Origin of the sequence: Erwinia persicina (genome assembly GCF_019844095.1) — a bacterium.
GTDB lineage: Bacteria > Pseudomonadota > Gammaproteobacteria > Enterobacterales > Enterobacteriaceae > Erwinia > Erwinia persicina.
On sequence record NZ_CP082141.1, the window covers coordinates 4,296,554 to 4,322,141 of the forward strand.

The following is a 25,588-nucleotide window of genomic DNA, read 5'->3' on the forward strand; positions in this document are numbered from 1 at the left end:
TCTTAATCTGTTATCATGCTAACAGTTGAACGTTCTGCATCTGTTATTCCAATGCCAAACGCAACGAGCCCTATGCAAAAGGTAGTCATGAAGCTTAAGCAGCGCAAATAAGATTAGCCCGACTGAATCATTACTGACTGGCCCTGGCACCTGGACGCCAATGGTTAAATTTTCTTTACCTTATGCGCTTATCAGCAATACCACTCTTTTCTGGAGTGTGCCCTTTCCACCCTTCGCCCTGGCGGCTGCCGGAAGGCACGACTCGGTGTTTTGTTACAGATGTGATAAAATAACATCCTGTTATGGCCTGAGGGGGAACAATCAATATGACCAGCGCTGAAAAAATCCTGTCGCAGGCGGAAGCCATTTGTCAGGAACGCAGTGTGCGCCTGACGCCACAGCGTCTTGAAGTTTTACGGCTGATGAGTGAGCAGAACGGGGCCATCAGTGCCTATGATTTGCTCGATCTGCTGCGCCACTCTGAGCCTCAGGCGAAGCCCCCCACCATTTACCGCGCGCTGGATTTTCTGCTGGAACAGGGCTTTATTCACCGCGTGGAGTCGACCAACAGCTATGTTGTCTGCCATCATTTTGAAGAACCCTCGCACACTTCTGCGATGCTGATCTGCGATCGCTGTGGTTCAGTGGCTGAACAGCACGCCGATGGGGTGGAAGATATCTTGAAATTGCTGGCCCTGAAAACCGGTTTTACCCTGGCTCACAGCGTCATAGAAGCACATGGTTTCTGTCAGCAATGTGGGGAAATCGAAGCCTGCACCCATCCGGATGCGTGCCAGCACGATCATACCGTGCAGGGAAAAAAGCGCGGACGCTAGCGTAGCAATGTGAAGGAGAGTACGGGAATAACGGGGCGAGAGCTTTGGTAAAAGGGTTGGCACAATCCTTGTGCCGGGTAGGAGCCTGGAGCTTAACGTCCCGCTGTGTTACCAGCGATGGTCGTTACGTGTTTCCCAGTCTTTCAGTTCTTTTTCGGCCTGATCTTTTTGATAGCCGTAACGCTCCTGAATTTTACCCACTAACTGATCGCGTTTACCTTCAACCACGGTCAGGTCATCGTCAGTCAGCTTACCCCATTGTTCTTTCACTTTACCTTTCAACTGTTTCCAGTTACCGCCGGCTTCGTCTTTATTCATAATGTGATTCCTCTACCTTGGGTTAAAACAGCTTTAACAGCCTGGAGTTGGGCCGATTAGCCAGATAATTATCTGGTTAATTGCCTGACACAGAGATAATTGTAGTAGAGAAATCGCACCTGAGCCGTTAACGCCCTGGCTATTGGTGTTAAACACCCTAAAAAAACAGCCAAATCAGCGAGCTAGCGAAGCGGTACTTACGTAAGTAAATGTTTCAGGGAATAAACCATGTGCCGTGACGCCAGTGCCGCCGCCAGATCGCCCACAGCGTCACGCCGCGCAGTAGGAGAAATAACGTAATCGCCAGCCACAGGCCGTGATTGCCCAGCCAGGGGACGCTGCACAGCGTCAGTCCGAAACCCAGCGCGGCGACGGCCATACTGTTACGCATCTCGCTGGCGCGGGTCGCGCCAATAAACATTCCATCCAGCAGATAGCAGCCTACTCCCGCCAGTGGCATCAACACCTGCCACCATAAATACTGGTCGGCAAGCTGGCGCAGCGGTTCAAGGGAGGTCAGTAGCGCAACAATGTGCTCACCCGCCAGGGCATAAAGCAGGGAGAACCCCAGCGCAACGACCAGAGACTGACGGCAGGCAGCGTGCCACACGCTCAGTAACTGCTGGCTGTTGCGTGCACCATACGCTTCACCGGAACAGGCCTCCACCGCATAGGCAAAGCCGTCCAGCGCGTAGGCGGTGAAGGTAAGAAACATCAGCAGTACGGCATTGACCGCCACGATGTCATTACCCAGGCGCGCGCCAACGAGGGTCAGCGAGGCGAAGCAGATCTGCAACAGGAGCGAACGCAGCATGATGTCGCGGTTCAGACGCAGCAGTCGCGACACATCTCCCCGCCAGGCCCTTAACATCAGACGCAGTGACAGGCCCCGCATCACCATAACCCGCCATACCAGCAGCAGGCCGACGATCAGACTGGTGTATTCCGCGATTACCGTTGCCGCTGCGGCCCCCTGCACGCCCCACTTCAGCCCGATGACAAACCAGAGGTCGAGCACGATATTCACCAGATTACCGACGACCAGCAGGATGACCGGTGCCCGGGCATACTGCACACCAAGCAGCCAGCCCAGCAGCACCAGATTTGCCAGCGTCGCCGGCGCACTGAGCCAGCGTATCTGCATAAACAGTGCGGCCTGATGCAGGACGTCGTCACTGCCGCCCGTTATCCCCAGCGCCAGATGCGTGATCGGCTGCTTCAGGACAATAAACAGCAGCCCGGCAGAAACGGCCAGCAGCAGCGGCTGCATCAGCGCACGCGCCAGGGCCTGTTTATCGTTAGCGCCAAAGGCCTGTGCCGTCAGCCCGGTGGTGCTCATGCGTAAAAACAGCAACAGCATAAACAGGAAACTGGTAATGGTCGTGCCAATCGCGACACCGCCCAGATAAGTGGGGCTGTCCAGATGGCCAATCACGGCCGTATCGACCAGGCCTAGCAGAGGCACGGTGATATTAGAGAGGATCATCGGCAGCGCGAGCCGCCAGAGGCTTTTATCTGCGGGGGTCAGCAGTGTCATCAGAGTCCATCAGCGGAAAACCCTCACTGACGATGCTGCGCGCCGCTTAAGCAGCACACAGCATTTAGCGGGGAGTGAAGTACCGGTTACAGCCAGTTGCCGTTGCGGATCACACCGACAGCCAGGCCTTCAATCGTCAGTGTCTGCTGACGCAGGTCAACGATGATCGGTTTGAAATCCGGGTTTTCGGGCAGCAGCTGCACCGTATTCCCCTGCCTTTTCAGGCGTTTTACCGTCACTTCGTCGTCAATGCGCGCCACCACGACCTGGCCATTACGCACATCTTCCGTTTTATGCACGGCTAACAGGTCGCCGTCCATAATACCGATGTCTTTCATCGACATTCCGCTAACACGCAGCAGGAAGTCTGCGCCGGGTTTAAAGAGGTCAGGGTCAACCTTATAGTGGCCTTCAATATGCTGTTCTGCCAGCAAAGGTTCACCTGCTGCCACGCGACCAATCAGTGGAAGACCGTCTTCTTCTTCCATCATCAGGCGAATACCGCGCGAAGCGCCGGATACGATCTCAATTACGCCCTTACGCGCTAACGCCTTCAGGTGTTCTTCAGCCGCATTCGGGGAACGGAAACCGAGCTGCGCAGCAATCTCCGCGCGCGTTGGTGGCATGCCGGTTTGATTAATGTGGTCGCGAATCAGGTCATAGACCTGCTGCTGCCTTGCCGTTAGTGCTTTCATCCCGCCCCCTGGTTGTTTATACAGTCGACTGTGAGTATATACAGGTATTTAGACATTGAAAACCTAAAGTTGGGCGAAATACCGTTTGTGGCGATTTTTGGAAAACTCATCGCAAATGCGGCACTAACAGCATGATCCAGACAAACATTGCCAGCAAGATAGCCAACAGCACCGCCGCTGACCCCATATCTTTCGCCCGCCCGGCCAGCGGATGAATTTCACTGCCGATACGGTCAACGACGGCTTCGATGGCGCTGTTGAGGATTTCCACAATAATCACCATCACCACCGACCCTATCAGCAACACCCGGGTAACCGCATCGACGTCCAGCCAGACGGCGATGGCAATAGCGATAATGGCCGCCACGGCTTCCTGGCGAAAGGCCGCTTCATGCTGCCATGCCGCGCGGATGCCTTTCCACGAGTAGCCAGCCGCTTTTATGATTCGTGTCAGTCCAGTGACATTATTTGCCATAATCAGGGAACCCTTTGAGAAGTTTAACGTCAATGAGTGGAACTACAGGTTTTTCAACACCACAGATTCTGTTGGCGCTTTCTGGTATGCTTGCGGCGCTTTGCTAACAAGAGGCTTCATGTTATCTATGTCAGGTTGGCGTAATTTATATTATAACTTATTGAATCTGCCAGTTAAATTACTGGTAAAAAGTAAGGCAATCCCGGCTGAACCGGTTGCCGAACTCGGGCTTGATACGTCGCGCCCTATTATGTATGTGCTGCCTTATGATTCAAAGGCGGATCTCCTTGCCCTGCGTGAGCAGTGTCGCAAACAGGACCTTCCCGATCCCCTGGAACCGCTGGAGATTGACGGCACAGTTCTGCCCCGCCATGTGTTTATCCATGATGGCCCACGCGTTTTCCCGTATTTTGTGCCGAATCTGCAGTCGGTCAAGCTGTTCCACGAATATCTCGACCTGCACCGTAATCATCCCGAACTGGATGTGCAGATGGTGCCGGTATCGGTGATGTTTGGCCGTGCCCCTGGCCGCGAAGTTCAGGGTGACGATCAGCCGCACCTGCGAATGCTGAACGGCATTCAGAAATTCTTTGCGGTGCTCTGGCTGGGCCGCGACAGCTTCGTGCGCTTCTCGCCGATGGTATCTCTGCGCCATATGGCGACTGAACACGGCACCGATAAAATCATTGCCCAGAAGCTGGCACGCGTCGCCAGGATGCACTTCGCCCGCCAGCGTCTGGCCGCCGTCGGCCCACGCCTGCCGGTGCGTCAGGATCTGTTCAACAAGCTGCTGCAGTCCAAGGCTATCGCCAAAGCGGTAGAGGATGAGGCACGCAGCAAAAAGATCTCCCATGAAAAAGCCCAGCAGAATGCCGTTGAGCTGATGGAAGAGATCGCCGCTGACTTCTCTTACGAAGCGATTCGCCTGACCGACCGCATTATGGGCTGGACCTGGAGCAAATTATACCAGGGAATTAATGTTAACGGCGGTGAACGCGTGCGCCAGCTGGCGCAGGACGGGCATGAAATTGTCTATGTTCCCTGTCACCGCAGCCACATGGATTACCTGCTTCTCTCCTACGTGCTTTATCACCAGGGACTGGTGCCGCCGCATATCGCAGCCGGCATCAATCTGAACTTCTGGCCTGCCGGCCCGATCTTCCGCCGCCTGGGCGCCTTCTTTATCCGGCGAACCTTTAAGGGCAACAAGCTTTACTCCACGGTGTTCCGCGAATACCTGGGTGAACTGTTCACCCGTGGCTATTCCGTTGAGTACTTTGTGGAAGGGGGCCGTTCACGTACGGGCCGCCTGCTGGACCCGAAAACCGGCACGCTGTCGATGACCATCCAGGCGATGCTGCGCGGTGGCAATCGCCCTATCACCCTGGTGCCGATTTATATCGGCTACGAGCATGTGATGGAAGTGGGCACCTACGCGAAAGAGCTGCGCGGCGCGACCAAAGAGAAAGAAGGCTTTATGTCGATGGTGCGCGGGCTGCGTAAGCTGCGCAACCTGGGCCAGGGCTATGTCAATTTTGGTGAACCGCTGCCGCTGATTGCCTACCTGAATAATCAGGTGCCGGAGTGGCGTGACGCCATCGATCCGATTGAGGCGCAGCGCCCGGCATGGTTGACCCCGGCCGTCAACGACATCGCGCAGAAAGTGATGGTGCGGATCAACAATGCCGGGGCGGCCAACGCCATGAACCTCTGCGTGACCGCCCTGCTGGCCTCGCGTCAGCGCTCCATGACCCGTGAACAGCTGACCGAACAGCTTGATTGTTACGTACAGCTGCTGCGCAACGTCCCCTACTCGCCTGACTCAACCGTGCCGGATATGACCCCGGAAGCGATGCTGGAACATGCGCTGAGTATGAACAAGTTCGAGCTGGAGCAGGACAGCATCGGTGAAATCGTGGTGCTGCCGCGCGAGCAGGCGGTACTGATGACCTATTACCGCAACAACATTCACCATATGCTGGTGATGCCTTCGCTGATTGCTGCCATCCTGATGCAGCATCGCGAAATCAGCCGCGCCGAACTGCTGCGTCAGGTCACGGTGATTTATCCGATGCTGAAGAGCGAACTGTTCCTGCGCTGGAACAGCGATGAGCTGGCGCAGGTGCTGGACTCACTGGTGGCAGAAATGGCCCGTCAGGGACTGCTGGTGGCTGAAGAGAGCAGCCTGCGTCTCAGTGCCGGTCGTTTCCGTACCCTGCAGCTGCTGGCAGCGGGCGTACGTGAAACCCTGCAGCGCTATTCAATCACCTTCTCGATTCTCAGCGCAAAACCGGCCATTAACCGCGGAACGCTGGAAAAAGAGAGCCGGACCATGGCACAGCGTCTGTCCGTACTCCACGGCATTAATGCGCCGGAGTTCTTCGACAAGGCAGTATTTACGTCGCTAGTGTTAACGCTGCGGGATGAAGGCTATATCAGTGATTCCGGTGATGCCCAGGTTGAACAGACACAGCAGGTTTACCAGCTGCTGGCCGACCTGATCACTCAGGACGTCAGAATGACCATTGAGAGTGCGGTAGAGCTCGACTGATACGGTAAGGATAGCGGGCCGATTCCATAGTGGATCGGCCCTTCAGTTTACTCTCAGATACCCAGTACCACGCCCATAAACAGTACCAATCCTACCCAGTTATTGTTCAGAAACGCCTTAAAGCACAGCTCACGGCGCCGCCTGGCAATCAGCTTCTGCTGATGCACAAAGAACACACCCGCCACCAGCACCGACCAGTAAAAGATACCGTTGAGATGCAGCTGCCAGCCCACCAGCGCCATCAGGCACAGCGTGGCCAGCTGAAGCAGGCCAATAATCAGCTTATCGTAACGACCAAAGAGAATGGCGGTGGATTTCACCCCAATCTTCAGGTCGTCATCACGGTCAACCATCGCATACTGGGTGTCGTAGGCCACCGTCCAGCAGATATTGGCCAGGAACAGCAGCCAGCAGGTCAGCGGCACGCTCTCGCTGACCGCCGCCCAACCCATCGGGATCGCCCAGCCAAAGGCCGCACCCAGTACCACCTGCGGCAGATGGGTGTAGCGTTTCATAAACGGATAGAGCCAGGCCAGGCCCAGGCCACCCAGCGACAGCCAGATGGTCATGCTGTTCATGGTCAGCACCAGCGCAAAGGAGATCAGCACCAGGCCGGCAAACAGCAGTTTGGCTTCACGCGGGGTCACCGCGCCACTGGGTAGCGGGCGCTCACGGGTACGCTTTACAAAGCCATCAATTTTTCGGTCAGCAAAATCATTCACCACGCAGCCGGCTGCACGCATAAAAAATACGCCCAGCACAAACACCAGCAGCACGTTAAGCGGCGGTGCCTGCCTTCCTGCCAGCCACAGCGCCCACAGCGTGGGCCACAGCAGCAGTAGTGATCCTATCGGTTTATCAATACGCATCAGACGGCTGTAGGCCGCCATTTTACTCATTGGCACGCTCTTCTCCACGCTATGCTCCCCCTTCTGCCGCCACGCTGGCATAGAGCGGGGAGGCAGGTAAAAACAGTTCGGTCAGTAACAGTGGCTTGCCTGACAGACGCAGGCGCGAACGCCGGCCCCACAGCGTATCGCTGTGGCCAACATCAATAAAGTCACGCGTCAGCGTTGAAGAGGCAAAAAGATAGCGGCCCAGCGGTACCGTGCCCAGCTGTTGCAGCTTCTGTTCGGGGCCGTTGAGGGTGGATTCCGGCACCAGCGTGCGGGCGACCAGCCAGGGGACGCCGTCGCCACAGAGTTCAATTTCCCGCAGCCAGTAACGCGGCTCGGCAGGCAGCAGCACGATATCTTTATCGTCTGCCGCTTCCTGCGCACTGATAAATCCCTCACGCAGCAGGTTCACCGTCACCGCCTGGCAGTGACGCTCAAAGCGACGCGTCATGGAATCGACTTCCATCAGCCAGTCAAGCAGGGGGGCCGTTAACAGAGGGGATGAATCCGGCAGCCAGTTGATCGCGCGCAATTGCGACAGCGCGTTCTCAGCCATAACACTTCTCCGCAAAATCTTCGATGCGTCAGTGTAACGCAGACCCTGGCGGCAAACCTATCAAAGCCGGGCAAATAGCCGTGAATTTATGGCGCGTTTACAGACTTATTCGCGCTTCAGGCGGTTGCTGTTTGCCAGCCACAGGGTGATCACCAGAATCAGGATGGCGATAGCATAGGCCAGGGTATCAAAGGGGTTTTTATGGTCGACAATGATCAGGCGAATGATGGCCGTAATGCCGATATAGACAAAGTAGCGCAGCGGGAAATGGTAACCAGACTGGAAATACTTAATGATCAGCGCGATAAACTCAAAGTAGAGGAAGTAAATCACGATACCTTCGATAAGCAGATAAGACGACGTCTGCTCGCCGGTATTCAGCAGCACGTTACCCAGATGGATGGTCTCTTTGCCAAGAAAGATGATCAGAATGCAGGCCAGCACAATCAGGCCGGTGTTTAAAACCATTTGCAGGGCAAAGGCCAGCCGGGTGGCGGGCGTGTTACGTTCCTGGGACGTCATGATACACCTCAAAGTCACTGTTATCCGTCGGGAATGCCGACGGATAACAATATGCTTGAGTGTGATGCAGATCACAACATTTCGATGAGGCTTACCGCATGACGGGGCGACCGGGAAAAAAGGCCGCCCCGCCGTAACGCCGGGATTTAACGGTAATTTGCGTCGCGGTCGGTGGTCATATCGTACAGCTGGTACTTACGACCCAGCATCTGACCACCATCACGCGTCAGCGGAGTCCAGTTCACCTGCGCACGACCGCGGGTTGGTGACACGCTGAAGACATCCATCGGCACGGAGATATAGAAGCCCTTGGTGAAGTCACCCTCGCCGTACTCTTCCGCAGAGACGTTGGTTTTGGTGGCGTAAGCCCCGACGGTAATACCGCTGTCGAAGCGCTTCGAAATATCCACCGTCACGCCTTTATCTTCCGCCAGGTACTGCCCGACGCTGGCTTTCACCAGTACGTTGCGCATAAACCACGGCTGCCAGTAACCGGTAATGTTGCCCACCTTCGCGCTGTAGTCGGTGAATTTCATCATGTTGTCCCAGTCACGCTGTTTGACGTAGTTGGCGTCCACCCCCACGGCCCAGCTGGCATCCAGCGGACGATAAAGCACTTCGCCGCCGGCCCCGCCATACATGGTTTCCAGATAGCCACCGTACACCTGTCCGTAGAACCCGTTGCCGAGCTCATGCATGTAGTTGGCCTGCAGGTTATTCACATAGACGTTATTTTCAACGTAGTCACGAATATGGGTACGCACCCGTGGCAGGGAGGAGTCCGCCGGCGCACCGTTGTAATTAAACTTGTCGTAGTTGTTGGCCAGGTTGCCAAACAGGCTGCCGTCCAGCAGCAAGTGGTCCGTCAGCCAGAAGCTGGCGTTCGCCATTACGCCCACCTGGTAAAGGTAGAAGCTCTCCGGCCCACCGACTGACTGGTTGAGCACCGGTGACAGGCTGTAGCTCAGACGGTCGCCGTCGATACGGAAGCCCTGCTCAGTATGCCCCGGATCGCGCGGATCCACTCGCTGCTGCTGAAGCGTCTCTTCCCGTCCCAGCGGATATCCCGCCAGCTGGCGTTGCAGGCTGCCCACATTGGTTTCCGTGGTCACCTGTGGCATATGGCTGCGCGTTTGTGTCACACGCAACGTATCCACGCCTTCCGGCAGGTGGTTGGCAAGGATGACGTTGGCGCGGTCGACGCCGCGCTGCGTATCACGGTATTTATACTGCTCCCCGGTGACGGTCATCGTGCTGCCGTCCACCTGAAGATTTGGCGCATTCAGACCGGCGTTGTACTTCAGGTCGGTCAGTTGGTTGGCGGTCAGCGTGGGCTCAAGGAAGCGGTCCTGCGGCTGCGGATTGTATTCCGGCTTCGGCATATCCCGCTGATTCTGGTGCAGATCGTTAAAGTTAGTGCGCAGGGTGAAACCGGCCATAAAGGTGTTGCCACGCTCATAGCTGACATTGACATCCGCCCAGTCGGTAAGCCGGTAGATTGCCCCGACGTTAAGTTTGCTCTTCTGTTCCAGGCGCCCGGCAAAGTCATCTTTATAATCGTTGCCTTCATACTCCATCTTCAGGCGCAGCGGTTGCCACGGGGTCTGATACTCAATGCCGCCGAAAATGGCTGTTGGCCCTTTAAACATATCGCCACCGCTCACCGACCCGGCGGTGCCGCTGCCCTCTGCACGGTAGCAGTATTTTTCGCTGGCAGAACAGAACGGGTTCTTGACGGTCCCGCTGTTACCGATGTAGCCCCAGCCCATGCCGAGGGTGAAGTCAAACGGCCCCCAGGCCTTGGTGGCCACCAGATATTCGCTGTCAAACAGGCCGGTACCGCCAAGGTCACGCGTTCCTACAGAGACTTCCGGTAGCCAGAACCCCTCTTCCCACAGGCGCAGCTTAAGGTCGAACGCTTTATCTTTGTAAGTCTGATCGCCAGAGAAGCTGGATACGGCGCTGTATTCCCGGGTTTTGACGTCGGTGTAGCGGATGGTGGCTTCCAGCCACGGGAACAGCTGCACCGAGGAGGAGTAAAAGTGGTACTGATCGTTATAGCGGTAGTTAAGGCTGAACTCGCCCTCTTTGGCCATACGCGCCGTCGGCACCTGCATCAGGCCCACGCCGCCGAAGTCAGACTGAGACGGGCCAATCGGGTCCGGATAGGTGGCAGCCTGAGCCTGGCAGGCACAGGCAACGGAGAGTGACAGCAGGCTGAGAAGATAACGTTTTTTCATCAGTCAGGGATCCGGTGCGTCAGTACAGAAATGATCTGCTGGTTGAGATCGGCATAGGTGGCCGGTAGCGTCCACGAGGAGAAGCCAACGAAGAGGATGCTGCCCGGTTGCGGCTCGTAGTGACGACGGTTCCAGTACGCCACCGGCACGTCGGTGACCTCCCCCCCGGGGGAGATCACCTGGGCGATGTTGCGTTCACCGCCGCTCATGCGCGGGTGTGCATCCAGATACTCAACGGCGGAACGTCCCGCTGCCCACGGGATTTTACCTGCTTTTTCCACCGCCCCCGCCAGGGTAATGGAGGTCGGTTTTGCCAGGGTATACACGCTGTACTCCCCCTGCAGCGTGCGGTTGGCCTGTGGACGTAACCGCACCCAGTCCGGATCCAGATTGACCTTCTGCCGCCCTGTCACCTTCACGCCGGCGATCTGCTGGCGCACGTTTTCAACCACGGCGGCCTGTTGCGCATCATTGTCGCTTTTCAGTTCATCGCGCCAGGCCTGAAGCCGCGCCAGCAGCTGTTGCTGCTGCTGTACTGCGACAGCGGTCGCCTGTCGTTCAGCGATCACCGTTCCCGGCCACCACGTTTTTTCCATCAGTGCCGGGCTGGTGACCAGCTGTGACAGATTCGCCGCGTGGGCAACCACAACCGGCTGCGTCTGCCCGGGATAAAAGATATTCACCCGGCCATCGGCCTGAGCGTGCAGCGACAGCGATGCCACCATCCCTGCGAGAATAAGGGTTAATTTTTTCATGATTTCGCAGGCTTCAGAATGGTGAATTCAACAGGAAGGTAGTCGGCTCCCAGCGTCTGCCGTGCCTGACGCACCTGCCCGCTGGACATATCTACCCAAAACGTATTGCGCCACGAACGGCCATTTTCCGCCGTCGTCACCTCTTCCTGCCAGACGCGACAGGCAACAGCCTGCCCGCCAATTTGCAGCACCTCGTCTTTCCCCCGCGTGAAGTGGGAAACCGCCGTGTCCGCCTGAGGTTTACCGTCCTGCGTCCAGCTGAGCGTTCGGGTCCAGCTGGCCCCCTCGGTCAGGCGCAGCGCATCACGCAGCGGGTCGTTTTCCAACTGACTGACGTCATTGAGGTTATCCGCCAGGCCAAGGGTTTTGACCAGGCGACCGTGCCGGGTGACCAGCATCGCTTTATCGCGCGTGATCCATTTCTGCTGTCCGTCTTCATTGAAGCCCAGCACCACAAAGATCTGCTGGCCGCCGTTGACCCGCAGGTACATGCTGGCATAAGGCATCGCGTCGATTTGTTCGTTAGTCATCTGGATGTCGTCAGCGCCGAGAAAGGCCAGCTTGACGGTTTCACCCAATCCTTTTTGCGTTTGTGTACAGGCCTGAAGCAGCAGGCAGAGCAGCAGAAGTGGTAGGTTTCGCAACTGTGAGTGTCCCTGAGCAAAGGAGAACAAGGCGGAAAATAACCACACAAATGTGTGGTTATGATTAATTTTTGTACTTAGCGGGTCGTGCCTGTGGTGGTGGTGGTCGTGGTTCCGGTGTTGGAACCATTTCCGCCGCTGCTTGCGGCCAGCGCAATGCCAGCCAGCGCGCCAACGGCACCAATACCTACAGCAGTTGTCGCACCAGCTGACATTGAACCCGCATCAGCACCAGCAGCAGCACCGGTTTCTACCGGTGGAGCGCCAGCAGCTTCAGCGGCAAACGCGCCGGTTGCACTCGCTAAGTACACTATGGCTGCAGTAGCCCATATGACTTTTTTCATCACACTTTCCCTTCATTAAATGAATGGATACCAGGACCTGGATGGTGCCTGGCGACTCCAGTATGGGGAATTAATTTCCAGAAAGCAGCGCAGCGGGCAGAAGGTCATGGCATGGCGGTGAGTATTGATAAAACCCTGTAAACCGGTTAATTGTTAATATATATGACCAAGAAAAACCGATTAACAGAGGTTAATACCAATGTTTACTGGATTCGGGGGAAGTGCGGCTTAAAATGGCGGGTAGTGAAGAGTAGCGTGACTTTGCGTGATTAATTTGCAAAATACTGTGAATAAAACATTAAAAATCAGTTAGATAACAGATAAGTTATTCGTGTTTTTTTGCCATTATCGCGCCATTTATTTAAGAATTATCTGTCTCAAAACGAGGCGTTTTATGGCATTTTTAGGAATAAGCCCATCCCTGTTACGACCATTTTACTCATCGTTGGGGTGAAAAAAGGCGACAGAATCCGTTGGCGGACAGCCACTCAGCCTTCGCAGTCCAAGGGAGATAGAAATATCTCCCTGTCAACCAGGTCCAGTTATTTCCAGAAAATAAAAAACCCCCAGAAACCGGGGGGCAGCACCGGACACCGTGCCGGTGAATGTGGCGGGCGGCAGGGAAAAAAGCCGCCCACGCCCTGGCGGTTAGCGCCAGGATTTATAACGGTTAATCAGACCATTGGTCGAGCTGTCATGCGTACTGACCGCATCCGCACTTGCCAGTTCTGGCAGGATACGGTTAGCCAGCTGTTTGCCCAGCTCAACGCCCCACTGGTCGAACGTGAAGATGTTGAGAATAGCGCCCTGCGTGAAGATCTTATGCTCGTAAAGCGCAATCAGCGCACCCAGGCTGTACGGCGTGATGTCACGCAGCAGGATGGAGTTCGTCGGGCGGTTACCTTCGAACACTTTATACGGAACAACGTGTTCGACGGACTGTGCGTCCTTCCCGGCATCGGCAAACTCTTTTTCGACCACTTCACGCGATTTACCAAACGCCAGTGCTTCGGTCTGCGCAAAGAAGTTCGACAGCAGCTTGCTGTGATGGTCGCCCAGTTTGTTATGGGAGACCGCAGGCGCGATAAAATCGCACGGCACCAGTTTGGTGCCCTGATGGATCAGCTGGTAAAACGCGTGCTGGCCGTTAGTGCCAGGCTCACCCCAGATGATCGGGCCAGTCTGGTAAGTCACCGGTTGGCCGGCGCGGTCAACGTATTTACCGTTAGACTCCATGTTGCCCTGCTGGAAGTACGCAGAGAAACGATGCATATACTGGTCGTAAGGCAGGATGGCTTCGGTTTCTGCACCGAAGAAGTTGTTGTACCAGATGCCGATCAGCGCCAGCAGGATCGGCAGATTTTTCTCTTCCGGCGTATCGGCAAAGTGGCGATCCATCGCATGCGCACCGTCCAGCAGCTTTTCGAAGTTTTCGAAGCCAACGGAGAGGATGATGGACAGACCAATAGCCGACCACAGGGAATAACGGCCACCGACCCAGTCCCAGAATTCGAACATGTTGTCGGTATCAATACCAAACTCAGCGACGGCCTGGCCGTTAGTCGACAGCGCAGCAAAGTGCTTCGCCACGTCTTCCTGATGACCCGATGTCAGGAACCAGTCGCGCGCGCTGTGGGCGTTGGTCATGGTTTCCTGCGTGGTGAAGGTTTTTGATGCCACGAGGAACAGGGTTGTTTCCGGGCTCAGGGTCTTCAGCGTTTCGGCAATATGCGTGCCGTCCACGTTGGAGACAAAGTGCATGTTGAGATGGTTTTTAAACGGACGCAGCGCTTCAGTGACCATAAACGGCCCCAGGTCTGACCCGCCGATGCCGATGTTCACCACGTCGGTGATCGGTTTGCCGGTGAAACCTTTCCACTCGCCGCCGATAATACGCTCAGAGAAGGCTTTCATCTTCTGCAGCACGGCGTTCACTTCCGGCATGACGTCTTTGCCGTCGACCACGATTGGGGTGTTGCTGCGGTTACGCAGGGCCACGTGCAGAACCGCGCGATCTTCCGTACGGTTAATCTTTTCCCCGGAGAACATTGACTTGATCGCGCCCTGCAGGTCGGTCTCTTTGGCCAGCGCCAGCAGTTTATCGAGGGTTTCGCGGGTGATGCGGTTTTTCGAAAAGTCCACCAGCATCTGATCGTCGAACGTGGCAGAGAAGGCAGCAAACCGGTCGGCATCGTTAGCGAACAGGTCAGCAATCTGAACATCTTTCATTTGTTCATAATGCTGGATCAGTGCCTGCCAGGCAGCGGTTTGTGTCGGATTGATATTTTTCATAGCAACACTCTTTTTATTTAAGAACAGTCAGTCAGACCGGACGATATCTTACCTGTTACGGGCGTTCGGCTCCCCTTTTCCTGCAACAGGTTACAGCTATCATCCCGCCACGATTCGGTATCCGGCGGTGCGGACGATCCCGCCAGGGGATATAAGTATGACTATTCATACCCTTTTCCGGGTAAAAATTATAGCCCGGACATGGCTTATAAGAATTGACGCTTAGGGTCTAAACGGTGATTTTTGTAGCAAAAGTGATTAGCGTGGGTGATACCGTACCGATCATAACGAAAATGCATAATCATCGGCCGACAGGCGTTGACAGCTGCACCATAACCCGATATTCCTATGCGCAACTTATGCACCGCATAAGCCAGAAGAGGCGCGTCGCCCAGGCAGTGTGTTGGAGGAACCGTATCCTTTGATAATGCATGATGGGGAGCGACGCCGAGGTATTAACCACACGGAGTGGGGCATATCGACCGCAGGGGCTGAATCCTCTGGGTTGTCACCAGCAACGTCCGGTAGTCGGGCGGCGAGGTGGGGCGCTTCTGGGTGACGCGTAGCCTTTCTTCTACGTCCTCTCCCGTTGCGTTCTTCCCTTGTGCCAAGCTGATGGAATAAATCCTGACACGAAGGTAGTCATCGTAATGTCTCAAAATCTGATCGTGGCGAAATTTGGCGGCACCAGTGTCGCTGACTTCACTGCTATGAACCGCAGCGCCGATGTAGTGCTGTCTAATCCCGATGTGCGTCTGGTTGTCCTGTCTGCCTCCGCAGGCGTCACCAATCTGCTGGTTGAACTGGCGGCGGGCCAGCTCCAGGAGCAGCGTGCGTTCCTGCTGGACGAGATCCGCCGAATTCAGTACGCCATTATCGACGCGCTGGATCAGCCCGCGGTGATCCGTGACGAAATTGACCGCATGCTGGAAAACATCACCATGCTGTCCGAAGCTGCCGCACTGGCCACCTCCACGGCCCTGACCGATGAACTGGTCAGCCACGGTGAACTGATGTCGACGCTGCTGTTCGTCGAGATCCTGCGCCAGCGTGACGTGGCGGCAGAATGGTTCGACGTGCGGAAAGTGATGCGCACCAATGACCGTTTTGGCCGTGCCGAGCCGGACGTGAGCACGCTGTCCGGGCTGGCGGCCAGCCAGTTGCAACCCCGCATTGCGGAAGCGCTGGTCATCACCCAGGGCTTTATTGGCTGTGAAGAGCAAGGCCGCACCACCACGCTGGGCCGTGGCGGCAGTGACTATACCGCTGCGCTCCTGGGCGAAGCACTGCATGCGCAACGGATTGATATCTGGACCGATGTACCGGGTATTTACACCACCGACCCGCGTGTCGTTCCCGCCGCGAAACGGATTGACGTGATTACCTTCGAAGAAGCCGCTGAAATGGCGACCTTTGGTGCCAAAGTACTGCACCCTGCTACGCTGCTGCCGGCAGTACGCCGTGATATTCCGGTGTTTGTGGGCTCCAGCAAGGATCCGGCGGCGGGCGGCACCATTGTCAGTAATAAAACAGAGAACCCGCCGCTGTTCCGCGCGCTGGCCTTGCGCCGCAAGCAGACCCTGTTAACTCTGCACAGCCTGAGCATGCTGCACACTCACGGCTTCCTCGCCGAGCTGTTCAGCATTCTGGCGCGCCATCAAATCTCGGTCGATCTGATCACGACCTCCGAAGTAAGCGTGGCGCTGACGCTGGATACCACCGGTTCAACCTCAACGGGGGCCAGTCTGCTGACCCAGGCCCTGCTGACTGAACTGTCTTCGCTGTGCCGGGTGGAAGTGGAAGAGAACCTGGCGTTAATTGCCATTATCGGCAACAAGCTCTCGCAGGCCTGCGGCGTGGGTAAAGAGGTGTTTGGCGTCCTGGATCCGTTTAACCTGCGTATGATCTGCTACGGGGCCAGCAGCTATAACCTCTGCTTCCTGGTGCCGGGCAACGATGCTGAAAAAGTCGTGCAGACGCTGCATCACAATCTGTTCGAGTGATTGCAAAACCGGGCCTGGCCCGGTTTTTTTCGCCGGGCGCAGAAGAAGAATGCTGTGCTGCCTGAACCCCACTGCGGTGGGGTTTTCTGCTTTATATCACGCCAATGTCGCTGACTTTTCACCCCGTTTTTAATGCTATGATCCCCTGTTCATTATCTTGTGCTATGGCAATTTTCTCCGCTTCATCAATAACGCTTATAAGGATCCACGGCTATGCTCGCCACTGTCACCCGACTGTTCCCACTCTGGGCCGTCCTGCTCTCTGTCGCTGCCTATTACACCCCCACCACGTTCACCGGCATGGGGCCGTACGTTCCCTATCTGCTGATGCTGATTATGTTTGGTATGGGCGTAACGCTGAACGTCGGCGATTTTAAACGCGTTCTGACTCGCCCGGCACCGGTGGTCGCCGGGACCTTTCTGCACTACCTGGTGATGCCGCTGGCAGCCTGGGGCCTGGCAAAACTGTTTCATATGCCACCGGACCTGGCGGCAGGGATGATTCTGGTGGGCAGCGTGGCCAGCGGCACGGCGTCAAACGTGATGATCTACCTGGCGAAGGGGGATGTGGCTCTGTCAGTAACCATCTCTTCTGTTTCGGCCCTGGTGGGCGTTTTCGCCACCCCGCTGCTGACCAAATTCTACGTGGATACGCATATTCAGGTCGACGTGGTCGGGATGCTGCTGAGTATTGTGAAGATTGTTGTTGTTCCGATCGGTCTTGGCCTGGTGATCCACCATACGCTGAATGGCGTTGTCAGACGCGTGGAGCCTTACCTGCCGGCGTTTTCGATGGTGTGTATTCTGCTGATTATCAGCGCCGTGGTTGCGGGCAGCCAGAGCTTTATCGGTTCAGTCGGCCTGATGGTGATTGTTGCGGTGATCCTGCATAACGCCATTGGGCTGCTGGGAGGCTACTGGGGGGGCAAGCTGTTTGGCTTCGATGAGTCCACCTGCCGCACGCTGGCGCTGGAAGTGGGGATGCAGAACTCCGGTCTGGCGGCGGCGCTGGGCAAGATGTACTTCTCGCCGCTGGCGGCCCTGCCGGGTGCGCTGTTCTCCGTCTGGCACAATCTGTCAGGCTCGCTGCTGGCGGGGTACTGGTCCGGTAAGCCGATTAAGAAGTAACGTCCCGGTACGGTCAGCCTGACTGCCGCCGGAAGGCGGCAGTCAGGCTGAAGGCGCTGTGGCGGCGTCCCGCCGTCACAGCCCTGCTGGCAGGTTAATCCTCGTTTTTATCATCATCCGCCTGCTCAAGAACGCTGTACGCCACCGCGCAAAACAGTGAGTTCAGACGTTTCATATCGCCCAGTAACCCCAGATGCAGCGAGCTGGTTTCAATGCTCTGCACGTTTTGCTGATGCAGGCGGTCAACGTGCGCATGCGAGTAACGACGGTTGGTAATGCGAAAACGGTGCTTGGCACGGCGCAGACGCTTCGCGCTGGTGATATCGCGTGACAGGAACACCGACAGGCTGAGACGCAAATTGCTGGTCAGCAGTTCAAGCTGGGCATCCAGCTCCTTCATCCCCTCGGCAGAGAACGCCCGCCCCGCGGCCAGGGATTTATCCGCCACGTCACCGCTCATACGCTCCAGAATATCCCCCGCCATTTCGAGGTTAAGCGCCATCTCGATGGTTTCTGCCCAGCGACGCGAGTCTTCTTCCGGCAGGTCTTCCTTCGGCATCTGTGCCAGATAGAGCTTGATGGCGGTATAAAGCACATCGACGTCATCATCCAGCTTACGGATCTCGCGGTCTTCACGCAGTTCACCGTGCACCACCTTGCCGAAGGTTGCCAGCATCTGCTCCAGCACATCGCCCATGCGCAGGGTTTCACGGGAGGCATTGGCCAGCGCCAGCGCCGGGGTATCCAGCGACCCGGGATCCAGGTGGCGCGGCTTCAGACGCAGGTCTGTTTCCGGTTCTTCACGGATCAGCTGGCAGCAGAGGCTGGCCATCAGTCCGGCAAACGGTACCATCACCACGCAGCGGATCAGGTTGTAGAAGACGTGGAAGAAGATCACCAGCTCTTCATCGTTTACCGGCAGTTCGTCCAGCCAGCCCGCCAGCGGGTCGATAAAGGGCAGCACCATCAGCGAACCGATAAATTTAAACAGCAGGCTGCCCAGCGCCACCCGCTTGCCGGAGGCATTCGATGCACTGTTATTCAGCATCGCCAGCAGTCCACTGCCGAGGTTGGCCCCGACCACCAGACAGAGCGCCACTTTGAACGAGATCACGCCGCTGGCCGTCAGCGTGGCAGTCAGCAGCACGGCTGCCAGGCTGGAGTAACTGATAATGGCAAACAGGGCCCCGATCAGCGAGTCGAGCATCACGTCGCCGGTCAGCGAGGAAAACAGCACCTTGACGCCTGCGGCCTGAGTGATAGGCGTGGCGGCGGTGACGATCAGCTGCAGCGCCAGCAAAATGAGGCCCAGCCCGATGCTGGCGCGGCCCAGTTGCCCCGCACGGGTCTGCTTACGGCCGAGGAAGAACACCACGCCAAAGAAGATAAACAGCGGCGAAAGCCACGAGAGGTCAAAGGTGAGGATACGCGCCATCAGCGCCGTACCGACGTCGGCACCGAGGATAATCACCAGCGCAGGCGTCAGCCCCACCAGCTCCTGCGCAACAAAAGAGGTCACCAGCATAGTGGTGGCATTGCTGCTTTGAACCAGCGCGGTTACGCCAATACCGGAGAGGAAGGCCATCGGTTTTTTGGCCACGCTGCGGCTGAGTACCCGCCGCAGGTCGGCACCGTAAACGCGCATGATGCCGGTCCGCACGATATGGGTTCCCCATACCAGCAGCGCCACGGCAGAAAGAAGGTTAAGCAGGGTTAACAACGGTCGCGATCTCCATGATGACAATATGATGACGGCACGCCTGTGCCACATACCGTTAATCTTAGCCGATCTTGTGCCGTTCTCCGCCGATTAAAACGCCGGGATGGCGGGTCACCCCACATTCTTTATCGGGCCACTTCACACAGCGTCCGCTGACCCGGCAGGGCCTGCCTTTTTCCTTTCACGGTGCGGCTGCCAGCAGCGCGGCGCAGTAGGGCTTATCATGCGCCACCCCGAGGATCTGACAAAGGGTGCCGCAGAGTTCAGTCTGCTGCGGCAGGGCATCCATCGTTCTGGAGAAGGCGCTGCCGAAAACAAACAGCGGTATCTGCGTCTCCTCCGGCAGGGTGCCGCCGTGGCTGCGGTCATCGTTCATGCCGTGGTCGGCAGTGACGATCACCTGATAACCCTGCTGTAACCAGCCCGGCATCCAGTGCGACAGATAGCCATCGGCCATGCGCGCCCGGTTGCGGTACTGCGGGGTGGAGAAGCCGTGCTTGTGCCCGGCATCGTCAATATTCATGGGATGGATCAGTAAAAAATCGGGATCATGGCGCAACCGCAGGCTCTCGGCATCTTCAAACAGATGTGAGTCCGGGTAGCCGTCATCAGAATAAAAATGGCCGAACTGGACAGGCAGCTCCGGCGCATCGGTGTGACGGTCTCTCGGCGCGTCAAACGGCGTGCGGTTGTACAGTTCGCTCACCCAGTAATACGCCGCCGCTGCCGTGGTCAGCCCTGCCGCCCGCGCATAGTGAAACACGCTGCGCTGCTGGCTGAGACGGCTGACACCGTTGTGAATAATACCGCTGTTCACCGGCGTCACACCGGTGAGGATGCACTCATACAGCGGGCGCGAAAGTGACGGCAGTTCGCAGGTCATCTGGTAACACTGACCCCGGCCCTGTGCGCACTCCGCCTGCAAGTAGCCCATCGCGTGCCGGGCCACCTGAAAGTTCAGTCCGTCCAGTACCACCAGTATTGTTTTCATCGCCTCGCCTTATCACTTCATGTTGATGATGACGTTTTCCCGCCCTCACGCGGCGGTATTGGCAATCGGCTGCGCGCTTTTGTATTCAGAAGCTGGCTTCAGTCTGGCCTGTCCGTCAGCTTCGCACCCCTTTGTGGCTTATTTGTGATGAAAAAATTAACGGTGGATGTCATCAGCCGGGCACTGATCTTAATCCGCGTCATACCCCAGGTTCGGCGCTAACCAGCGTTCGACTTCGCTGACCGGCATCCCTTTGCGTCTGGCGTAGTCTTCAATCTGGTCGCGTTGCAGCTGGGCAACAGCGAAATATTTACTGTCCGGGTGGCTGAAAATCCAGCCAGACACGGCCGCTCCGGGCCACATGGCGAAAGATTCGGTGAGCTTCATACCGGTGTGGTTTTCCACATCCAGCAGTTGCCAGATGGTGGCTTTCTCGGTGTGTTCCGGGCAGGCCGGGTAACCGGGCGCGGGACGAATGCCCTGGTAATTCTCGCGGATCAGCGCGTCGTTGCTGAGGTTCTCGGTAGCGGCAAACCCCCAGATCACCTTACGCACCCGCTCGTGCAGGTATTCGGCGAAACCTTCAGCCAGCCGGTCAGCCAGCGCTTTGACCATGATCTTGTTATAGTCATCATGCTTTGCGTCCCAGGCCTCTGCCAGGGCGTCCTCTTCCAGCCCACCGGTGACGGCAAAGGCACCGAGGTAGTCCGCTTTGCCGCTGGATTTTGGCGCAATAAAATCGGCCAGACAATAGTTGGCAAACCCCGTTTTTTCTGTCTGCTGGCGTAAGTGATGGCTCACTTTCAAAACCTGTGTGCGTGATTCATCTGTGTAGATCTCGATATCATCGCCGACGCGGTTAGCCGGGAAAATCCCGACCACGCCGCGTGGATTGAGCGCGCCGTCACGGCTCAACTGATCCAGCATCTCATTCGCGTCGGCAAACAGGCGTTTCGCTTCTTCACCCACCACCTCATCTTCCAGAATGCGCGGATATTTGCCCGCCAGCGACCAGGTCATAAAGAAAGGTGTCCAGTCGATATAGTTGCGCAGCACATCGATGTTAGCGCTCACTTCGCTCAAACCCAGCCTGTGCGCTACCGGTGGCGTGTAGTTTTCCCAGTCAAATGTAAAGTCATTGTCGCGGGCGACCGCTAAACTCACCGGCGGCGTGCGCGGTTTTTTACGCCCGTGCTGAATACGCACGGTGTCGTACTCTTTGCGCGTGCGGGCAACAAATTCATCACGCTGGGTGGACGACAGCAGTGCCGATACCACGCCAACGGTGCGCGAGGCATTCTGAACATACACCGTTGGCCCGCTGTAGTTCTGCTCGATTTTCACCGCCGTGTGGGCTTTCGAGGTGGTCGCCCCGCCAATCAGCAGCGGCAGGGTAAAGCCCTGGCGCTCCATCTCTTTCGCCACGTTCACCATCTCGTCCAGCGATGGGGTGATCAGTCCGGAGAGTCCGATAATATCGGCGTTATGCTCGCGGGCGGTTTTGAGGATTTTCTCGCCCGGCACCATCACGCCAAGATCGATAATTTCATAATTATTACACTGCAACACCACGCCAACGATGTTTTTGCCAATGTCATGCACGTCGCCTTTTACCGTGGCCAGCACGATTTTACCGTTAGTGCTGCCCTTCTCTTTGCTGGCTTCGATATAGGGTTCCAGATAAGCCACCGCCTGTTTCATCACGCGCGCCGACTTCACCACCTGCGGCAGGAACATTTTGCCCTCGCCAAACAGGTCACCGACCACGTTCATCCCGGCCATCAGCGGGCCTTCAATCACCTCTATCGGGCGGGTGGCCAGCTGACGGGCGGCCTCCGTATCGGCTTCAATAAATTCGGTAATACCTTTCACCAGCGAGTATTCCAGCCGTTTATCCACCTCCCAACTGCGCCACTCCGCCTGCGGTTTGGTGCTGTCGTCGTCGGCTTTGCTGCCGCGATATTTTTCTGCCAGCTCCAGCAGGCGCTCGGTACCGTCATCGCGACGGTTCTGCACCACATCTTCCACCGCTTCACGCAGGTCGGCCGGCAGATCGTCGTAAATCGCCAGTTGCCCGGCATTAACGATCCCCATATCCATGCCGTTGCGGATGGCGTGATAGAGGAAGACCGCGTGGATCGCTTCGCGTACCGGGTCGTTGCCGCGGAAGGAGAACGACACGTTGGAGACGCCGCCGGAGATCATCGCATGCGGCAGCTCGCGCTTGATGTCTTCACAGGCTCCGATGAAATCCATCGCGTAGTTGTTGTGCTCTTCGATGCCGGTGGCGACCGCGAAGATATTCGGATCGAAGATAATATCTTCTGGCGGAAAACCCACCTCTTCGGTCAGCAGTTTGTAGGCGCGACGGCAGATTTCGATTTTGCGCGCGCGGGTATCGGCCTGGCCTGCCTCGTCGAAGGCCATCACCACCATCGCGGCTCCGTAGCGTCGCACCAGGCGGGCATGGTGCAGAAACTGCGCTTCACCCTCTTTCATTGAAATCGAGTTCACAATGCCCTTGCCCTGGATGCACTGCAGCCCTTTTTCAATCACGCTCCATTTAGAGGAGTCGATCATAATCGGCACGCGGGCAATGTCCGGTTCCCCGGCAATCAGGTTGAGGAAGCGCACCATCGCCGCTTCCGCGTCGAGCATCCCCTCATCCATGTTGATATCGATAATCTGTGCGCCGCTCTGCACCTGCTGCAACGCCACTTCCAGCGCTTCGTGATACTTTTCTTCTTTAATCAGTCGCTTAAATTTGGCCGATCCGGTGACATTGGTACGCTCACCGACGTTAACAAACAGGCTTTCTGCACTGATGGTCAGCGGCTCCAGCCCCGACAGGCGGCAGGCAACTGGCAGTTCCGGCAGCTGGCGCGGAGCGACCCCGTCGATGGCGCGGGCCATCGCCGCAATGTGTTCTGGCGTGGTGCCGCAGCAGCCACCGACGATGTTGAGGAAACCGGCCTGCGCCCATTCTCCAATCTGTTCCGCCATGATCTGCGCATCCAGATCGTATTCACCAAAGGCGTTGGGCAGCCCGGCGTTGGGGTGTGCGGTGACATAACCCTCGGCTATGCGCGCCAGCTCCGCCACGTACTGGCGCAGTTCATCCGGGCCGAGGGCGCAGTTCAGCCCAAAGGAGAGCGGTTCGGCATGGCGCAGGGAGTTATAGAAGGCTTCCGTGGTCTGGCCGGACAGCGTACGGCCGGAGGCGTCGGTAATGGTGCCGGAAATCATCAGCGGCAGCTCAATCCCCAGCGCGTCAAACTCTGCTTTCACGGCAAAGACGGCCGCTTTGGCGTTCAGGGTGTCGAACACCGTTTCGATCATGATGATATCCGCGCCCCCTTCGACCAGCGCACGCGTCGATTCGCGGTAGGCGTCCACCAGCTGACTGAAGGTGACATTACGGAAAGCCGGATCGTTGACATCAGGAGAAATGGAGCAGGTGCGGTTAGTGGGCCCTAACACACCGGCGACATAACGCGGACGACCGGGCGTGCGTGCCGTCCACTCATCGGCACAGGCGCGTGCCAGTCTGGCCGCCACGTAGTTAATTTCAGCCGACAGCGACTCCATCTGATAGTCGGCCATGGCAATGGAGGTCGAGTTAAAGGTGTTGGTCTCAAGGATGTCAGCCCCTGCCGCCAGGTAGCCGTTATGGATTTCGCTAATAATATCGGGTTTGGTCAGCACCAGCAGATCGTTATTGCCCTTCAGATCGCTCGGCCAGTCGGCAAAACGTGCACCGCGAAAATCCTCTTCTTCCAGCCTGTAGCTCTGGATCATGGTGCCCATACCGCCATCCAGCAGCATAATGCGTTTTTTCAACTGCTGATGCAGTGCTTCAATCCGGTTACTCACCACGTTTCCCCTTCAGCCTCACCTCTGGCACCACTGCCAGCACGCCATACTGGCACAACTTTTGTGCGGGTAACAGTGATGCCAGATGAGACATTTTCAGCTGGTGGTGACCTCATCCGACCAGTCAGGCTGTCGTTGCAATATGGCTCAATAAAACGAAAATGATTTCCACATGGTGAAAAATTAAGGATTCTGTTATGGCTACCCCCGCGCCGGCTAAACGTGGCAAGAAGCCCCGTGCCGCTGCAGTATCAACAGCAGCGCCGGCGGGTCAGGTGCAGTCGCTGACCCGTGGTCTGAAGCTACTGGAATTTATTGCCGAGTCCCACGGTAATGTGGCGCTGACCGAACTGGCCCAGCAGGCCGGGTTGCCAAACTCCACCACGCACCGCCTGCTGACCACCATGCAGCAGCAGGGGTTTGTCCGTCAGGTCGGGGATTTAGGGCTGTGGACAATTGGAGCCCATGCCTTTGTGGTGGGCAGCAGCTTCCTGCAGAGCCGTAACCTGCTGGCGCTGGTACACCCGATGCTGCGCACGCTGATGGAACAGTCAGGCGAGACGGTGAACCTGGCAGTACTGGATCTGAGCGATCACCAGGCGGTGATCATTGACCAGGTGCAGTGTACCCAACTGATGCGGATGTCGGCCCCGATTGGCGGCAAGCTGCCGATGCATGCCTCCGGCGCGGGCAAGGCGTTCCTGGCAAACCTTGACGATGAGCAGGTCAGCGAGCTGTTACACCGCCAGGGCCTGCATCACTACACGCCAAAAACGCTGATGTCACCGCACAGCCTGAAGGAGAACCTGGCGCTGGTCCGCAAGACCGGTTACTCCTTTGATGATGAAGAACACGCGCTGGGACTGCGCTGCGTTGCTGCCTGTATCTATGACGAGCATCGTGAACCCTTTGCCGCTATCTCCATTTCCGGGCCGATTTCACGCATCACCGACGACCGCGTGACGGAAATCGGTGCGCTGGTGATCAAAGCGGCAAAAGAGATCACCCGTGAATATGGCGGCGTGCGCTGACGCCATTCAGGCGTAAAATAACGGGAGCGTCCTCCAGGCAGCAGGGGCGTGAAAAATCAGTCGGGAACCGATTTGAACAGCCCTCGCGCTGGCCGCAGGCTGAGCTTCAGGAACCAGGCTCATTCGGCCCGATGCGCTTACACCGCCAGGCAGTCGGGTGAACGCGCGTAGCCAATACCGA

20 protein-coding genes and 1 riboswitch are annotated in these 25,588 nt (G+C 56.9%); of the genes, 5 read left to right on the top strand and 15 right to left on the bottom strand.

The annotated features are described in order from the left end of the window. Positions 1 to 326: 326 nt before the first annotated feature. Positions 327 to 836: a zinc uptake transcriptional repressor Zur gene (zur, locus tag K6L24_RS19855; RefSeq protein WP_062748331.1), complete on the top strand. Its 510-nt coding sequence runs from the start codon at positions 327 to 329 to the stop codon at positions 834 to 836. 108 nt (positions 837 to 944) lie between these two features. Here zur and K6L24_RS19860 read toward each other — a convergent pair whose 3' ends face one another. The 4 genes from K6L24_RS19860 to K6L24_RS19875 form a co-directional block, all read right to left on the bottom strand. Continuing rightward, the gene (locus K6L24_RS19860) at positions 945 to 1,154 is read right to left on the bottom strand and encodes a CsbD family protein (protein ID WP_062748333.1); all 210 of its coding nucleotides are present in this window, start codon (positions 1,152 to 1,154) and stop codon (positions 945 to 947) included. 214 nt (positions 1,155 to 1,368) lie between these two features. After that, entirely contained in the window at positions 1,369 to 2,691 is a 1,323-nt protein-coding gene (gene dinF, locus K6L24_RS19865) for an MATE family efflux transporter DinF (protein WP_062748335.1), read from the bottom strand. A gap of 86 nt (positions 2,692 to 2,777) precedes the next feature. Beyond that, on the bottom strand, positions 2,778 to 3,386 hold the full coding sequence (gene lexA, locus K6L24_RS19870) for a transcriptional repressor LexA (RefSeq protein ID WP_062748337.1): 609 nt from the start codon (positions 3,384 to 3,386) through the stop codon (positions 2,778 to 2,780). A 106-nt stretch (positions 3,387 to 3,492) separates the two neighbouring features. Next, a complete protein-coding gene (locus K6L24_RS19875) occupies positions 3,493 to 3,861 on the bottom strand; it encodes a diacylglycerol kinase (protein WP_062748339.1) in 369 nt (122 codons plus the stop codon). 127 nt (positions 3,862 to 3,988) lie between these two features. Between K6L24_RS19875 and plsB the strand changes: the two genes are divergently transcribed. After that, a complete protein-coding gene (gene plsB, locus K6L24_RS19880) occupies positions 3,989 to 6,412 on the top strand; it encodes a glycerol-3-phosphate 1-O-acyltransferase PlsB (protein WP_062748385.1) in 2,424 nt (807 codons plus the stop codon). 53 nt (positions 6,413 to 6,465) lie between these two features. Here the strand turns inward: plsB and ubiA are convergent, their stop codons facing one another. From ubiA to pgi, 8 genes are all read right to left on the bottom strand, one after another. Next, positions 6,466 to 7,329: a 4-hydroxybenzoate octaprenyltransferase gene (gene ubiA, locus K6L24_RS19885; protein ID WP_062748341.1), complete on the bottom strand. Its 864-nt coding sequence runs from the start codon at positions 7,327 to 7,329 to the stop codon at positions 6,466 to 6,468. A 1-nt stretch (position 7,330) separates the two neighbouring features. Next, positions 7,331 to 7,864, bottom strand: coding sequence for a chorismate lyase (ubiC, locus tag K6L24_RS19890; protein ID WP_062748343.1), 534 nt, complete (start codon positions 7,862 to 7,864; stop codon positions 7,331 to 7,333). 105 nt (positions 7,865 to 7,969) lie between these two features. Continuing rightward, on the bottom strand, positions 7,970 to 8,386 hold the full coding sequence (gene psiE / locus K6L24_RS19895) for a phosphate-starvation-inducible protein PsiE (protein WP_062748345.1): 417 nt from the start codon (positions 8,384 to 8,386) through the stop codon (positions 7,970 to 7,972). 146 nt (positions 8,387 to 8,532) lie between these two features. Further along, positions 8,533 to 10,626 carry a YjbH domain-containing protein gene (locus tag K6L24_RS19900; RefSeq protein WP_118664969.1) on the bottom strand — a complete coding sequence of 698 codons (2,094 nt, stop codon included), beginning with the start codon at positions 10,624 to 10,626 and terminating at the stop codon, positions 8,533 to 8,535. Then, on the bottom strand, positions 10,626 to 11,381 hold the full coding sequence (locus K6L24_RS19905) for a capsule biosynthesis GfcC D2 domain-containing protein (RefSeq protein WP_118664971.1): 756 nt from the start codon (positions 11,379 to 11,381) through the stop codon (positions 10,626 to 10,628). The genes K6L24_RS19900 and K6L24_RS19905 overlap by 1 nt, the downstream gene beginning before the upstream one ends. Continuing rightward, entirely contained in the window at positions 11,378 to 12,025 is a 648-nt protein-coding gene (locus tag K6L24_RS19910; protein ID WP_062748351.1) for a YjbF family lipoprotein, read from the bottom strand. Before K6L24_RS19910 ends, K6L24_RS19905 begins: the two co-directional genes overlap by 4 nt. A gap of 77 nt (positions 12,026 to 12,102) precedes the next feature. After that, positions 12,103 to 12,369 (bottom strand): exopolysaccharide production protein YjbE, encoded by a 267-nt coding sequence (yjbE, locus tag K6L24_RS19915; RefSeq protein ID WP_062748354.1) that lies wholly within the window; start codon positions 12,367 to 12,369, stop codon positions 12,103 to 12,105. A gap of 648 nt (positions 12,370 to 13,017) precedes the next feature. Next, on the bottom strand, positions 13,018 to 14,661 hold the full coding sequence (gene pgi, locus K6L24_RS19920) for a glucose-6-phosphate isomerase (RefSeq protein WP_062748357.1): 1,644 nt from the start codon (positions 14,659 to 14,661) through the stop codon (positions 13,018 to 13,020). A gap of 369 nt (positions 14,662 to 15,030) precedes the next feature. Beyond that, positions 15,031 to 15,220, top strand: a riboswitch (Lysine riboswitch). 91 nt (positions 15,221 to 15,311) lie between these two features. Here pgi and lysC point away from each other — a divergent pair. Together lysC and panS are read left to right on the top strand one after the other, a co-directional pair. Next, positions 15,312 to 16,664, top strand: a complete 1,353-nt coding sequence (gene lysC, locus K6L24_RS19925; RefSeq protein WP_062748359.1) for a lysine-sensitive aspartokinase 3 — start codon at positions 15,312 to 15,314, stop codon at positions 16,662 to 16,664. A 213-nt stretch (positions 16,665 to 16,877) separates the two neighbouring features. After that, positions 16,878 to 17,792, top strand: coding sequence for a ketopantoate/pantoate/pantothenate transporter PanS (gene panS / locus K6L24_RS19930; RefSeq protein ID WP_062748362.1), 915 nt, complete (start codon positions 16,878 to 16,880; stop codon positions 17,790 to 17,792). Positions 17,793 to 17,886: 94 nt separating this feature from the next. Here panS and K6L24_RS19935 read toward each other — a convergent pair whose 3' ends face one another. The 3 genes from K6L24_RS19935 to metH all read right to left on the bottom strand — a co-directional run bounded on the left by K6L24_RS19935 (position 17,887) and on the right by metH (position 24,376). Next, the gene (locus K6L24_RS19935; protein ID WP_118664973.1) at positions 17,887 to 19,512 is read right to left on the bottom strand and encodes a Na/Pi cotransporter family protein; all 1,626 of its coding nucleotides are present in this window, start codon (positions 19,510 to 19,512) and stop codon (positions 17,887 to 17,889) included. 181 nt (positions 19,513 to 19,693) lie between these two features. Then, entirely contained in the window at positions 19,694 to 20,503 is an 810-nt protein-coding gene (locus K6L24_RS19940) for an alkaline phosphatase family protein (protein WP_062748366.1), read from the bottom strand. Positions 20,504 to 20,692: 189 nt separating this feature from the next. Continuing rightward, positions 20,693 to 24,376, bottom strand: a complete 3,684-nt coding sequence (gene metH / locus K6L24_RS19945) for a methionine synthase (protein ID WP_222681776.1) — start codon at positions 24,374 to 24,376, stop codon at positions 20,693 to 20,695. A 197-nt stretch (positions 24,377 to 24,573) separates the two neighbouring features. Between metH and iclR the strand changes: the two genes are divergently transcribed. Beyond that, positions 24,574 to 25,407 carry a glyoxylate bypass operon transcriptional repressor IclR gene (gene iclR / locus K6L24_RS19950; RefSeq protein WP_062748370.1) on the top strand — a complete coding sequence of 278 codons (834 nt, stop codon included), beginning with the start codon at positions 24,574 to 24,576 and terminating at the stop codon, positions 25,405 to 25,407. Positions 25,408 to 25,588 lie beyond the last annotated feature (181 nt).

Bases quoted from the DNA above. Each gene is read 5' to 3' on its own strand.
- zur (WP_062748331.1), top strand. From the start codon at position 327: ATGACCAGCGCTGAAAAAATCCTGTCGCAGGCGGAAGCCATTTGTCAG.
- K6L24_RS19860 (WP_062748333.1), bottom strand. From the start codon at position 1,154: ATGAATAAAGACGAAGCCGGCGGTAACTGGAAACAGTTGAAAGGTAAA.
- dinF (WP_062748335.1), bottom strand. From the start codon at position 2,691: ATGACACTGCTGACCCCCGCAGATAAAAGCCTCTGGCGGCTCGCGCTG.
- lexA (WP_062748337.1), bottom strand. From the start codon at position 3,386: ATGAAAGCACTAACGGCAAGGCAGCAGCAGGTCTATGACCTGATTCGC.
- K6L24_RS19875 (WP_062748339.1), bottom strand. From the start codon at position 3,861: ATGGCAAATAATGTCACTGGACTGACACGAATCATAAAAGCGGCTGGC.
- plsB (WP_062748385.1), top strand. From the start codon at position 3,989: ATGTCAGGTTGGCGTAATTTATATTATAACTTATTGAATCTGCCAGTT.
- ubiC (WP_062748343.1), bottom strand. From the start codon at position 7,864: ATGGCTGAGAACGCGCTGTCGCAATTGCGCGCGATCAACTGGCTGCCG.
- psiE (WP_062748345.1), bottom strand. From the start codon at position 8,386: ATGACGTCCCAGGAACGTAACACGCCCGCCACCCGGCTGGCCTTTGCC.
- K6L24_RS19900 (WP_118664969.1), bottom strand. From the start codon at position 10,626: ATGAAAAAACGTTATCTTCTCAGCCTGCTGTCACTCTCCGTTGCCTGT.
- K6L24_RS19905 (WP_118664971.1), bottom strand. From the start codon at position 11,381: ATGAAAAAATTAACCCTTATTCTCGCAGGGATGGTGGCATCGCTGTCG.
- yjbE (WP_062748354.1), bottom strand. From the start codon at position 12,369: ATGAAAAAAGTCATATGGGCTACTGCAGCCATAGTGTACTTAGCGAGT.
- pgi (WP_062748357.1), bottom strand. From the start codon at position 14,661: ATGAAAAATATCAATCCGACACAAACCGCTGCCTGGCAGGCACTGATC.
- lysC (WP_062748359.1), top strand. From the start codon at position 15,312: ATGTCTCAAAATCTGATCGTGGCGAAATTTGGCGGCACCAGTGTCGCT.
- panS (WP_062748362.1), top strand. From the start codon at position 16,878: ATGCTCGCCACTGTCACCCGACTGTTCCCACTCTGGGCCGTCCTGCTC.
- K6L24_RS19940 (WP_062748366.1), bottom strand. From the start codon at position 20,503: ATGAAAACAATACTGGTGGTACTGGACGGACTGAACTTTCAGGTGGCC.
- iclR (WP_062748370.1), top strand. From the start codon at position 24,574: ATGGCTACCCCCGCGCCGGCTAAACGTGGCAAGAAGCCCCGTGCCGCT.